A 13102-nucleotide genomic window follows, 5' to 3' on the forward strand; every position below is an offset into this window, starting at 1 on the left:
GAATTGACAAAAAACATCATAAATAATATATTAAAAACATAGTCATTAGCACTCGAGGTTAATGAGTGCTAACAAAAAGAGGTGAGGTTATGAGTATTGATGACAGAAAAATAAGAATACTTCAAGCTATTATCAATGACTATATTCGAACAGGAGATCCTGTAGGATCAAGAACTATTGCTAAAAACTATAATTTAGGTATTGGGTCCGCAACAATAAGGAATGAGATGGCTGACCTTGAAGATATGGGATACTTAGAACAACCTCATGCTTCTGCAGGAAGAATTCCTTCTAGTAAGGGATATAGATTATATGTTGATCAGCTTATGGATAATCAGATGCTAACAGTTGAAGAAGATCTAAGGATAAAACAATATATAATCGATTCGGCAATGCTTGAAGTAGATAAAATAGTTAAGCAAACTAGCGCCTTATTGTCAGAACTTACTAAATTAACTTGTGTAATTGAGACACCATCAGTAAAAAGGAGCTTTATAAAGTCAATTCAGCTGATTAAAGTTGATGATCATAATTTAGTATCAGTCTTTTTAACAGATACTGGTGTTATAAAGAATCATATAATGAAGCTAAATAATAGAGTTCCTGAAGTTGAAACTTTAACACGAATAAATGAAGTTATAAATAATAGATTGGTAAATCTTTCTATACAAGAAATTAATTTAGAAGTAATTAATAACTTAAAAAAGGATCTAGGAGCCTATGAAGAAATATTTAATGCTTTATTGCCTATTTTATATGAGACACTAAACGCAGCGGATTCTACAGAAGTATTCATGGAGGGAACTACCAACATATTTAATTATCCTGAATATAACGATATTGATAAAGCAAAAGAAATGTTATCGCTTTTGAATGATAAAGAAGCTTTGATGGAGCTGTTTAATCCTCAAGACAATATAACAGTCAGTATAGGGGATGAAAACTATAAGCCACAAGCTAGAGATTGTAGTATAATATCTGCTGAATATTCCTTTAAGGATAGGCCTATTGGGAAAATTGGATTAATTGGACCTAGAAGGATTAATTACTCAAAGGTAATAACTATTATGTCAGAAGTTATAAAAGAGCTTAATAATATATTGAGCAATCCAAAATAGATGTTAGATTTGAAGAGAAGAGGTGTGTGTTAGATACATGGAAGAAAATAGAGATGTTAAAAATGAAGAACTAGAAAAAGAAGAAATTGCAGATGAAGTAGCAGAAAAGGATAATGAGACTCAAGAAAGTAATGATGCAGCAGAAACAAATGAAGCTAACGAAGAGGCTTCAGAAAATATAGAAGCTGCGAAAGAAGATCAAGAAGATTTAGCAAAAAATCAAGAAGAGGAAAATAAGAAATTGAGAGAAGAATTAGATGCGACAAAAGATAGACTTTTAAGATTAACAGCTGAGTATGATAATTATAGAAAAAGAACAGCTAAAGAAAAAGAAGGAATATATAGCGATGCATATGTAGATGTATTAAAAGAGATTGTTCCTATTCTTGACAATTTAGAAAGAGCTGTTGCAGCTGATGGTAGTATTGAAGACTTGAAAAAAGGAATTGAAATGACAATAAAGGGATGCAAAGATTCATTTGCAAAACTTGGTGTTGAAGAAATAGATGCTACTGGAGAATTTGATCCTAATCTTCATAATGCAGTAATGCATATAGAAGATGAAGAATTAGGTAAAAATGTAGTAGCGGAAGTTTTCCAAAAGGGATATAAGAAAGATGATAAGATAATAAGGCATACTATGGTTAAAGTTGCTAATTAGAAATAGGAACAAGTTTCTTATTAAAATATATAGATAGAATTTAAAAATAATAAACTGAAAAATTCAATTTTAAATAAACTAATAAAGTTTTAGGAGGAAAATATCATGGGAAAGATTATAGGAATTGATTTAGGAACTACAAATTCATGTGTAGCAGTTATGGAAGGTGGAGAACCAACAGTTATAGCAAACTCAGAAGGTGCTAGAACTACTCCTTCAGTAGTATCATTCCAAGCAAATGGAGAAAGATTAGTTGGTCAAGTAGCTAAAAGACAAGCGATTACTAATCCAGATAAAACAGTTATTTCAATAAAAAGACATATGGGAACTGGATATAAAGTTGATATAGATGGAAAACAATATTCACCACAAGAAATTTCTGCTATGGTTTTACAAAAAATAAAAGCAGACGCAGAAGCTTACTTAGGTGAAACAGTAACTCAAGCAGTTATTACTGTACCAGCTTACTTCAATGATAGCCAAAGACAAGCAACTAAGGATGCAGGTAAGATTGCAGGGCTTGAAGTATTAAGAATAATCAACGAACCAACAGCAGCATCATTAGCTTATGGTTTAGATAAAACAGATTCAGCTCACAAAATCCTAGTTTATGACTTAGGTGGTGGTACTTTCGACGTATCTATTCTAGATCTTGGAGATGGAGTATTCGAAGTATTATCAACTAATGGTGATACAAAGCTTGGTGGAGATGACTTTGATGAAAAGATAATGAAATATATTGCAGATGAGTTTAAAGCTTCAAATGGAATTGACTTAATGCAAGATAAAATGGCAGTTCAAAGATTAAAAGAAGCTGCTGAAAAGGCAAAAATTGAATTATCAGCATCTCAACAAACAAACATTAATTTACCATTTATTACTGCTGATGCAACAGGTCCAAAGCATATAGATTTAACATTAAGCAGAGCTAAGTTTAATGAAATTACTCATGACTTAGTTGAAAGAAGTATTGAACCTATGAGAAAGGCATTAGCTGATGCTAAACTTTCATTAAATGATATAGATAAAATAATCTTAGTTGGTGGTTCAACAAGAATTCCAGCAGTAGTAGAAGCTGTTAAGAACTTTACAGGAAAAGAACCATCTAAGGGAGTTAACCCAGATGAATGTGTTGCAGTTGGTGCAGCTATTCAAGCAGGTGTATTAACTGGTGAAGTTAAGGACGTAGTATTACTTGATGTTACTCCATTAACACTTGGAATTGAAACAGCAGGTGGTATAGCTACTCCATTAATCGAAAGAAATACAACTATTCCAACTAAGAAGAGTCAAGTATTCTCAACTGCTGCAGATAACCAAACATCAGTTGAAATTAATGTAGTTCAAGGTGAAAGACAAATGGCTATGGATAACAAGTCACTTGGACAATTCACATTATCAGGTATAGCTCCAGCACCAAGAGGAATTCCTCAAATCGAAGTTACATTTGATATAGATGCTAACGGTATTGTTAAAGTATCTGCATTAGATAAAGGAACTGGTAAAGAAGCAAATATCACAATTACTGCTTCAACTAACTTAAGTGATGATGAAGTAGATAAAGCTGTAAAAGAAGCAGAAAAATTTGCTGAAGAAGATAAGAAGAGAAAAGAAAAAGTTGAAGCTGTAAATAACGCAGACCAAACTATATATCAAATAGAAAAGACTTTAAATGAAGTTGGAGATAAAGCTACCGAAGATGAAAAGGCAGCAGTAAGAGCTAAGATTGAAGATCTTAAGAAAGTTAAAGATGGAGATGATGTAGAAGCTATTAAAGCTGCAATCGAAGCAGTAAATCAATCATTCTATCCAATAGCTACAAAGATGTATCAACAAGCTGGTGGAGCTGAAGGAGCAGCTGATCCAAATGCAGCAGCTGGAGGAGCTCAAAGTGCACCACATGATGATAATGTAGTAGATGCTGATTTCAAAGTAGATGAAGATAAATAAGATAAAGTGAAACTTGATTCAGATGGGGTATCATCCCCTTCTGAATCTTAGTTGAAGTTATCCAGGAGCGTGCAGCCGTTAACTGCCACTTATAAGAGGGAGTATTACGGATGCTAGCTATCGGATAATAAATTAGTTGTACTAAACTACAGTTATCTAATATAATAGGATAGGGAAGGCAAGCACGTCTTCCCTTTTCTAAGGCATATGAAAGAAAATAACGAGTCCAAAATGCCATGATTATTTTTCATTAGGAGAAGAAGCAGATTGGACTCATAGCGAGCCTATTAGTGCAATCTGCTGATGAATGATAATGGAAAATAGGCTTGGCAGATGGACTTGGTATTTTTTTGATTATGCCTAAAGTAAATAAAACTAGGTGGTGAATTTAAACGAATGGCAAATAAAGACTATTATGAATTGCTTGGACTTCAAAAGGGTGCAAGTGATGATGAAATAAAAAGAGCCTTTAGAAAATTAGCTGTAAAATATCATCCGGATAGAAATCAAGGAAATGCTGAGGCAGAAGAAAAGTTTAAAGAGATAAATGAAGCTTATCAAGTACTTTCAGATCCAGAAAAGAAAGCTAGATATGATCAGTTTGGATCAGCTGCTTTTGATGGTAGTGGTGGCTTCGGAGGAGGCGGCTTTGGCGGCTTTGATGGATTTGATATGGGCGGCTTTGGAGATATTTTTGAATCATTCTTCGGAGGCGGAGGATCAAGTTCTAGAAGAAGAAATGGTCCAGTAAGAGGAAATGATATTGAGTATACAATAACGTTAACTTTTGAAGAAGCTGTTTTTGGAGTAGAGAAAGAAATTTCTGTTACTAGAAATGAAAATTGTGAACATTGTCACGGAAGTGGAGCAGAACCTGGAACTAATGCTAAGACTTGTCCAACTTGTAGCGGATCAGGTCAAGTAAGAGTTCAAAGACAAACTCCTCTTGGAAGTTTTGTATCAACTTCTACATGTGATACTTGTAGAGGTACTGGTAAAATTATTGAAAAGCCATGTTCAGAGTGTAGAGGAAAAGGTAGTGTTAGAAAAACAAGAAAGATAAAAGTTAACATACCAGCAGGTGTAGATACAGGAAATGTAATGCCTTTAAGAGGACAAGGAGAACATGGATTAAGAGGTGGAAGCCCTGGAGACTTGTATGTAAGAATTAATGTTACTCCATCAAAGGTGTTTACAAGAAAAGGAAACGATGTTTATATAGATGCTCATATCTCTATGCCTAAAGCAGCATTAGGTACAGAAATAACTGTAGCTACAGTTGATGGAAATGTTAAATATACTGTTCCACCAGGTACACAATCAGGAACTATGTTTAGATTAAAAGGCAAAGGAATACAAAGGGTTAACTCAAACGGAAAAGGAGATCAATACGTAAAAGTTATTGTTGATATTCCTAAAACCTTAAATAAGGAACAAAAGGAAGCTTTATATGATTTTATGAGAGCATCTGGTGAAGAGTTTGATGAAGCGAATGTTCCTAAGAAAAAATTATTTGGAAAAAATAAATAGAAGTATATCAGAGAAACTATTTGAATAATGTCTACCAATTAGCATTATTTCAGTAGTTTCTTTTTTAAATAAAAATTCCCCGACAAAACCTATAGTTATAGTCATATTTTAAATTATAGGTTATAATATATTAAAATAATTATATTTAGGAGGAGAAAAAGTGAAGGAATTGAAGGAAAAATTATTAATTGAAATAGAAGAGTTTAGAGAATTAGGAAATAAATTTTTATCTGGTGAAGTATCTATTATGGATTTTAAAAAAGTTTCTGGAGGAATGGGGGTATACTCAGAACGTAATAAAAAAGAATTCATGATAAGACTAAGAATTCCTTCAGGAATTAGCAGCTTTGAGAATATGAATTGGCTATGTGATATAGCTGATAAATATAATTTAGATAAATTTCATTTAACTACAAGAGAAGCAGTGCAGTATCATAATTTAACGATAGACCAGGTTTGTGGAATAATGAAGGATGGTATAGATAATGATATATATTCTAGAGGAGGCGGCGGAAACTTTCCAAGAAATGTAGCTATGTCTCCACTATCAGGTGTAGATAAAGATGAAGCGTTTGATGTGACACCATATGCATTAGCTGTAAATAAACATTTTTTAAGCAAAATAACATCATATAAATTTCCAAGAAAGTTTAAAGTATCTTTTTCAAGCAGCGACTCAGATCAGGGGCATTGTAATGTAGCTGATTTAGGGTTTTTAGCAACAATTAAAGATAATGAAAAGTATTTTAGAGTTTTTCTTGGAGGCGGAATTGGAAGAAATCCTCAGGTTGCAGTAGAATATGATGAGCTTATAAAACCAAGTGAAGTTTTATATCATGTAGAAGCTATGACAAATTTATTCGTAAAAGAAGGTAACTATGAAGATAGAAATAAAGCTCGTATAAGATATATATTAGAGAGAATGGGCAAGGAAAAATTCATAGAAACATATAAAGAACATTTAAAAGATGTGTTAGATAATAATGAATTAGATTTATTTGTAGAATCTAAGGAAATTACTAAAGAAGGTAAAGAAATTGAGCTAACCCATTCAAGATTATATTCACAAAAACAAAAAGGATTATACAGTGTGTATTTCCATCCAATTGGCGGACAAATTTCTGTTAAGACATTAAGAGAAATTTTAGATAAATTAAAAGCAGTAAAAGACTTAGAAATAAGACTTACCATGACAGAAGGTTTATATTTTAGAAACTTAAATGGTGATGAAGCTAAAGAACTTTTAAATGTAACACAAAATATTGGAGGAGAAACAGCTCTTCAGCAAAGTGTATCATGTATTGGAGTGCCAATATGTCAAGTTGGAATTTTAGAGAGTCAAAAAATGCTTAACAATATAATTAATTACTTTGCAGAAAAAGGTTATAATAAAGATATACTTCCAAGAGTTCATATATCAGGATGTGGAAATTCATGTGCAGTTCATGAAGTCGTTGGTATCGGACTTACAGGAAAACGTAAAAAAGTTGGAGATGCTGTTGAAGATGTATTTGAATTACATATTAATGGATCATTTGAAACAGGAAATGCAAGGCTCGGAAAAGTTTATGGTGACTTACTTGCTAGTGAAATACCAGAGTTTTTATATGAATTATCATTATATATAGAGAATAAAAATATGAATTTTTATGAGTTCGTAGAAAATAACGGGGATGAACTATTAAAAATAATAGAGAAATATAAAAAATAAGTCATAATATACAGAAGTTAAAATAGTACATTCTCTTAAGTAGGAGATGTACTATTTTTTATATTTAATAATAATAGAGGGGATAAGTATTAAATCAGATGAATTTTTAGATAAACAATTTAGGGGGCAAGAATTTTTAATTAGTATTAAGAAAGTATAAAAATACTTTGAGATAAAAGATTCAGCACAGATATTTGAGTAATTTGCAATACCTGTATATTTTTGAGATAAAAATTGCAATAATAATTTTTATAGGTATAATTATTATGAAGGATATGGCCGATTAATAAAATAATAAGACGGTATGAGAGTCTTGTTTATATAATATTGTGTCGATAAGTTCAATTTAATGATCTAAAAAACTTAATGGCAGTGAAGTGCTATTTTTAAAAGCTTATAAAAGATGGAGTGAACTAACATGAGAATGAGAAAAAAACCGTGGGCAAGACCTGAGCTTGAAGGTTGCGATTTTTTTGTTATAAATCCGAAAGAATATAAAGGCAAGTGGAAAGAATTTTTCGGTAATGATAAACCAATATATCTAGAACTTGGATGTGGGAAGGGAACTTTTATGGCAGTTCATGCCTCCGAGAATCCAGATATAAATTATATTGCAATTGACATAAAGGATGAGGTATTAGGATTAGCAAAAAGAAATATAGAAAAGGCTTATGAAGAAAAAAATAGGGAGACTGATAATGTAAAATTAATGGCTCAAGAGATAGGACTTATCAGTGAAATCTTAAGTAAAGAAGATGTTGTAAGTAGAATATACATAAATTTTTGTAATCCGTGGCCAAAGGAAAAGCATAAAAAGAGAAGATTAACACATATGAGGCAGCTTGAACAGTATAAAACATTTTTAAAGAGTCAAGGTGAAATTTATTTTAAAACTGACGATGATGAATTATTTGAGGAATCGCTTGAATATTTTAATGAATCAGGGTTTAGAATTAAATATATAACATATGATCTTCACAATAGTGATGTTCAAGGAAATGTTCAGACTGAGCATGAAAAAATGTTTAGTGAACAAGGAATAAAAATAAAATTTTTGATTGCCATGAAAGACAATTAGATTTATAATGGCCAGAATTTAAGAATTTAAGAATTTAAGAATTTAAGAATTTAAGAATTTAAGAATTTAAGAATTTAAGAATTTACCCGACCCACATGCGTTCGCGGGGTAAGTTCGAGGAACCAAATACAAGATTTGGAGCATCACTTTTGGACTTTCACTTAAGAATTTAAACATATGAAAAGATACGCACATATGAAAAAAGTGCGAAGCACAATTAGGATCAATTCACCTATAAAAAAGTGCGAAGCACAATTAAGATCGGTTCGCCTATGAAAAAGTGCGAAGCACAATTAAAATCAATTCACATATGAAAAAGTGTGAAGCAAAGTTAAGATCTTCTAAGCACAATAAGGAACTTACTGGTCACAATTGAGAAGTTTAATATTTTAAGATTTAAATATAAAACTAGGATATCAATAAAAATATTTTAAAATATATAAATTTAACTAGATATATATGTAAGTAGTTAAATAGAAATCTATGTAAATAGTTAACTATATAAATATATATCAATGTTAAATATATAAATATGTAAATATTTATAGTTATTATGCGGGTTACAGACATGTAATATAAACATAATACTAAAGGGAATCCGACTTACATGCGTTCACTTGGTGCTCACAGAGTAAGCGATCATCATCAAATCATAAATGCCCAAAGGGAAGGCTGGAAGAATGAAATAACAGATTTCGATTCTCACTTATACTTATTGTAAGGGGTATATATAATAACTTGAAAGAAATAAAATTAAATAGTTAACAAAGAGCAATTGTAGGAAAAAAATTTATGGAATTTAAAAATATTTTCAATACATTTAAAAAAATGTATTCCTAAATTGCAAACTGTTACTGAAACTGAATTAGAAAGGTTGATAAACATGGATGGAATATGGATTGAAGTTAGTGTAATAACAAAGAGCGAGGCATTAGAGCCTATATCAGGAATATTTTATGGATTAAATTGTCCTAATGTTGCAATAGAAGATCCGGAGGATTTACTTTCAAGAGATCAAGGACCATTAACTTGGGATTTTGCAGATATAAATATCTTAGAACATAAAGGAAATGCAGCTGTAGTTAAAGCTTATTTTTCTCAAGATGATAAGATTGAAGAGATTGTTGAATATGTTAAGGAAAAACTTTCTGAACTTAAAGAATTTGGAATAGATATTGGTGAAGGTACAGTAGAAGCTAAAAAGATGCACGAAGAGGACTGGGCTAATAATTGGAAGCAATATTATAAACCAGTTAAAATAACAGATAAGATTGTTGTTAAACCAATTTGGGAAGACTATGAAAAAAATGATGAGGAACTAATTATAGAGTTGGATCCAGGAATGGCATTTGGAACTGGAACTCATGAAACTACAAGAATGTGTATTCAAGCCTTAGATAAGTATGTAAAGCCTGATACAACAGTATTTGACGTAGGATGTGGATCAGGAATACTTGCTATTGCTGCTGCAAAGCTTGGAGCTAAACATGTTGTTGGTGTTGACCTAGATCCTGTTGCTGTTGATTCTTCCAAAGAAAATATAAGCTTTAACAATTTGAATAATATTGAAGTATTAGAAGGAAATCTTTTAGATGTAGTTGATGGAAAAGCTGATATAGTAGTTGCGAATATAATAGCAGAAATTATTTGCGTACTAACCGAGGATGTTAAAAAGGCTCTAAATGAAGGTGGATTATTTATAACTTCAGGTATAATTCACGATAGGGTAGATATGGTTACAGAAAAGTTTGCTGAATGTGGTTTTGAAGTGATTGAAATAAATAAAGATGGAGAATGGAACTGTATAGTTGCAAAAGCAATTAATTAGTATGAGTATAAATATAGATATTTGTAATGCAAATTTTGGTTGACGGTTTAAAAATGTAATTATGAAAGTAATGCACAATGTACAATTCGCAATGCACAGTTTAGGAGAAATCTCTAAGGGATTTTTAGAAAATATATAGTTGATATAGCGTAATCAACTATCATTTAATTGTGCATTGAGGATTGTGAACTGTGAATTAGATAGGAGTCGTATGCATAAGTTTTTTATTGAACCCCAAAATATTACGGAAACTGAAGGAAGGATACTTGGAGATGATGTAAAACATATTTACAAAGTTTTAAGGTTATCTGAAGGAGAAGAAGTAGTAATAAATAATTGTAAAGGTAAGGAATACTTAGGAGAAATAAAAACTATAACTAAGAGTGAAGTTATAGTTAACATAATTAAAAATTTAGATATAAACAATGAAAGTAAAGTTAAAGTTCATCTGTTTCAGGGACTACCAAAAGGTCAGAAAATGGATTTAATAGTGCAAAAGGGAACGGAACTTGGAGTATCTGAATTTATTCCTACGATAACAGGGAGAGTAGATGTTAAGCTTAAAGGAGAATTTAAAAAGCTTGATAGGCTAAATAGAATTGCTCTTGAGGCATGCAAACAATCAAAAAGAAGTGTAATTCCTCAAGTTAAAGAGGTTATAGATTTTAATGAGGCAATAAATGAATTAAAAAAGATGGATTTGATTATTGTACCTTATGAAAATGCAGAAGATTTTGGAATTAAAACTCTTGTGAGAAAATTAGAGAGAGATAATATAGATTTAGATACTATAAATAATGTTGGAATATTGATAGGACCTGAAGGCGGATTTGAAGAATCGGAAATTGATACTTTAAAAGAACAAGGTGCCTATATAGTGACTCTTGGAAATAGAATATTACGTACAGAGACGGCTGGATTTACAGCTACGGCATTAATTCAATATGAATTAGGAGATTTAGGAGGAAAGCTATCATAATGGGAGAAAACCAAATGAAATTAGTCAGAGTAGGTAGTGACAAGACTAAGCTTAAGAAGTTATCTAACAAAGAACCAATAAAAAATACAGAGGGAAAGAGTCTTGTGGCTTTTGCAACTCTTGGATGCAGGGTAAATCATTATGAAACAGAAGCTATGGCGGAAAAGTTCATAAGAGAAGGTTATGAAGTAACTGACTTTGAAGGTTTTGCTGATGTTTATGTTATAAATACTTGTTCTGTAACTAATATGAGTGATAAAAAATCAAGGCAAATAATTAGCAGAGCTAGAAGAAGAAATGAAAATGCAATAATTGCAGCCGTTGGATGCTATTCGCAAGTTGCTCCAGAAGAAGTTTCTAAAATACAAGGGGTAGATGTTGTACTTGGGACTAGAAATAAAGGCGATATTGTTTATTATGTGAATAAGGCTAAGGATGAACAAAAACCTCAGTTAATGGTTGGAGAAGTTCTAAAGAATAAACAGTTTGAAGAATTAAATATAGAAGAGTATCAAGATAAAACAAGAGCATTTTTAAAGATACAAGATGGTTGCAATAGATTTTGTGCATATTGTCTGATACCTTATACCAGAGGAACAACTTGCTCAAAAGATCCTCAAAAAGTATTGCATGAAATAAAGAATTTAAGTGAACATGGATTTAAAGAAATAATATTATCAGGAATACATACAGCATCTTACGGTGTTGATTTAGATGGAAATGTAACTTTAATAACTTTATTGGAAGAAATAGAGAAACTGGATGGAATTGAAAGAGTTAGGATAGGTTCTATAGAACCTAGTTTCTTTACAGATGAAGTTATCGAGAAAATGAAAAAAATGAAGAAACTATGTCCACAATTTCATTTATCACTTCAAAGCGGCTGTGATGCAACTTTAAAAAGAATGAATAGGAGATATACTGCAAAAGAATACGAGGATGCAGTTAATAGAATAAGAGAAAACCTTAAAGATGCCTCAATAACTACGGATGTAATTGTAGGTTTCCCAGGTGAAACTGATGAGGAATTTACCGAAACTTATGAATACTTAAAGAGAATTAAGTTAACTAAAACACATATATTCAAATTCAGTCCAAGAAAAGGAACCAAGGCTGCGGATATGCCTAATCAAATAGATGGAACTGTAAAGGATAAGAGAAGTAAGGCTTTAATTGAACTGAATGCAAAGAATGAAGGAGATTTTAGTAAATCTTTAGTTGGAAGAGAATTAGATGTATTAGTTGAGCAAGAAGTATCTAATAAGCCTGGGGTATTTGAGGGGTATACAAGGAATTATGTAAAAGTTGAAATTCCGAATGGAAGTAAAGATATGATAGGAAAAATAATTTTATGTAAAATAATAGCCTCGGATGGGGAATATATTGTTGGAAAAATTATATAGTTTTGGTATAATATAAATCAAGATAAGATCGATTAAAGATCATTTTTGGAATAAGATATATAATTCAAAGAGAATTTCTGAATATGAATTATAAAATCTCAATTCTTATGTTTTTGAGTTGAGATTGTTACTTAGAAGGAGGTGAATTTATGGAAGGTTGTATATTTTGCAAAATTATAAGTGGGGATATCCCTAGTAAAAAAATATATGAGGATGATAAAGTTTATGCTTTTTATGACATAAATCCTGAAGCTCCAACTCATTTTCTAGTTATTCCAAAAGAACATATCGAAAGTGCTAATACTTTAGATGACAGCAATATTGATATTGTATCACATATATTTAAAGTTATTGGTAAATTAGTAGTAGATCTTGGAATATCAGATAAAGGATATAGGGTTGTAAATAATTGCGGTGAGGATGGAGGACAGACGGTAAAACATATTCATTTCCATGTACTTGGAGGGAGAAGTTTACAGTGGCCACCAGGCTAAAATTTGAGTTGTTATTTGATCAATAGTAACTGGAGATTTTTTCTTAATTTCTTGACATTATTAATTTAAATATTGTATAATATAGCATGTGTTATTAAGCCCATAGCTGAGTTAATTTAAGCTAGCGGAGGGAGGGATAGTAAATGTCAGAAATTAAAGTTGGAGAAAACGAAACACTTGAAAGTGCGTTAAGAAGATTTAAGAGAAAATGTGCTAGAGCTGGGGTTCTTTCTGAAGTTAGGAAGAGAGAACATTATGAAAAGCCAAGCGTTAAGAAAAAGAAGAAATCAGAAGCTGCTAGAAAGAGAAAGTTCAAATAATGATATTTTCTTTTGAAAGAAGGTACAAAA

The 13102-nt window shown here is 31.3% G+C and carries 11 protein-coding genes; all 11 read left to right on the plus strand.

What is annotated here, in order from left to right:
* Positions 1–89: 89 nt before the first annotated feature.
* The 11 genes from hrcA (at position 90) to rpsU (ending at position 13072) form a co-directional block, all read left to right on the plus strand.
* On the plus strand, positions 90–1118 hold the full coding sequence (gene hrcA / locus ACJDTP_RS17985; protein ID WP_077838078.1) for a heat-inducible transcriptional repressor HrcA: 1029 nt from the start codon (positions 90–92) through the stop codon (positions 1116–1118).
* A 37-nt stretch (positions 1119–1155) separates the two neighbouring features.
* Complete coding sequence (grpE, locus tag ACJDTP_RS17990; RefSeq protein WP_406762012.1) at positions 1156–1779, plus strand: nucleotide exchange factor GrpE; 624 nt, start codon at positions 1156–1158, stop codon at positions 1777–1779.
* 105 nt (positions 1780–1884) lie between these two features.
* The gene (dnaK, locus tag ACJDTP_RS17995; RefSeq protein WP_078116567.1) at positions 1885–3729 is read left to right on the plus strand and encodes a molecular chaperone DnaK; all 1845 of its coding nucleotides are present in this window, start codon (positions 1885–1887) and stop codon (positions 3727–3729) included.
* 396 nt (positions 3730–4125) lie between these two features.
* Complete coding sequence (gene dnaJ, locus ACJDTP_RS18000; RefSeq protein WP_065416247.1) at positions 4126–5259, plus strand: molecular chaperone DnaJ; 1134 nt, start codon at positions 4126–4128, stop codon at positions 5257–5259.
* 160 nt (positions 5260–5419) lie between these two features.
* The gene (locus tag ACJDTP_RS18005; RefSeq protein WP_406762013.1) at positions 5420–6970 is read left to right on the plus strand and encodes a nitrite/sulfite reductase; all 1551 of its coding nucleotides are present in this window, start codon (positions 5420–5422) and stop codon (positions 6968–6970) included.
* Between the two features lie 418 nt (positions 6971–7388).
* A complete protein-coding gene (trmB, locus tag ACJDTP_RS18010) occupies positions 7389–8048 on the plus strand; it encodes a tRNA (guanosine(46)-N7)-methyltransferase TrmB (protein WP_406762014.1) in 660 nt (219 codons plus the stop codon).
* Between the two features lie 883 nt (positions 8049–8931).
* Complete coding sequence (prmA, locus tag ACJDTP_RS18015; protein ID WP_077838084.1) at positions 8932–9876, plus strand: 50S ribosomal protein L11 methyltransferase; 945 nt, start codon at positions 8932–8934, stop codon at positions 9874–9876.
* A 211-nt stretch (positions 9877–10087) separates the two neighbouring features.
* Positions 10088–10855, plus strand: coding sequence for a 16S rRNA (uracil(1498)-N(3))-methyltransferase (locus tag ACJDTP_RS18020; RefSeq protein ID WP_078116563.1), 768 nt, complete (start codon positions 10088–10090; stop codon positions 10853–10855).
* Entirely contained in the window at positions 10855–12258 is a 1404-nt protein-coding gene (gene mtaB / locus ACJDTP_RS18025) for a tRNA (N(6)-L-threonylcarbamoyladenosine(37)-C(2))-methylthiotransferase MtaB (RefSeq protein ID WP_406762015.1), read from the plus strand. The genes ACJDTP_RS18020 and mtaB overlap by 1 nt, the downstream gene beginning before the upstream one ends.
* A 149-nt stretch (positions 12259–12407) precedes the next feature.
* Complete coding sequence (locus tag ACJDTP_RS18030) at positions 12408–12752, plus strand: histidine triad nucleotide-binding protein (protein ID WP_078116561.1); 345 nt, start codon at positions 12408–12410, stop codon at positions 12750–12752.
* Positions 12753–12895: 143 nt separating this feature from the next.
* Entirely contained in the window at positions 12896–13072 is a 177-nt protein-coding gene (gene rpsU / locus ACJDTP_RS18035) for a 30S ribosomal protein S21 (RefSeq protein ID WP_008429643.1), read from the plus strand.
* Positions 13073–13102: the final 30 nt, after the last annotated feature.

This window comes from Candidatus Clostridium helianthi, assembly GCF_045310795.1.
Taxonomy (GTDB): Bacteria; Bacillota; Clostridia; order Clostridiales; family Clostridiaceae; genus Clostridium; species Clostridium helianthi.

Coding starts and splice junctions, on each gene's coding strand:
- hrcA (WP_077838078.1), top strand. CDS start 90: ATGAGTATTGATGACAGAAAAATAAGAATACTTCAAGCTATTATCAAT.
- grpE (WP_406762012.1), top strand. CDS start 1,156: ATGGAAGAAAATAGAGATGTTAAAAATGAAGAACTAGAAAAAGAAGAA.
- dnaK (WP_078116567.1), top strand. CDS start 1,885: ATGGGAAAGATTATAGGAATTGATTTAGGAACTACAAATTCATGTGTA.
- dnaJ (WP_065416247.1), top strand. CDS start 4,126: ATGGCAAATAAAGACTATTATGAATTGCTTGGACTTCAAAAGGGTGCA.
- trmB (WP_406762014.1), top strand. CDS start 7,389: ATGAGAATGAGAAAAAAACCGTGGGCAAGACCTGAGCTTGAAGGTTGC.
- prmA (WP_077838084.1), top strand. CDS start 8,932: ATGGATGGAATATGGATTGAAGTTAGTGTAATAACAAAGAGCGAGGCA.
- ACJDTP_RS18020 (WP_078116563.1), top strand. CDS start 10,088: ATGCATAAGTTTTTTATTGAACCCCAAAATATTACGGAAACTGAAGGA.
- mtaB (WP_406762015.1), top strand. CDS start 10,855: ATGGGAGAAAACCAAATGAAATTAGTCAGAGTAGGTAGTGACAAGACT.
- ACJDTP_RS18030 (WP_078116561.1), top strand. CDS start 12,408: ATGGAAGGTTGTATATTTTGCAAAATTATAAGTGGGGATATCCCTAGT.
- rpsU (WP_008429643.1), top strand. CDS start 12,896: ATGTCAGAAATTAAAGTTGGAGAAAACGAAACACTTGAAAGTGCGTTA.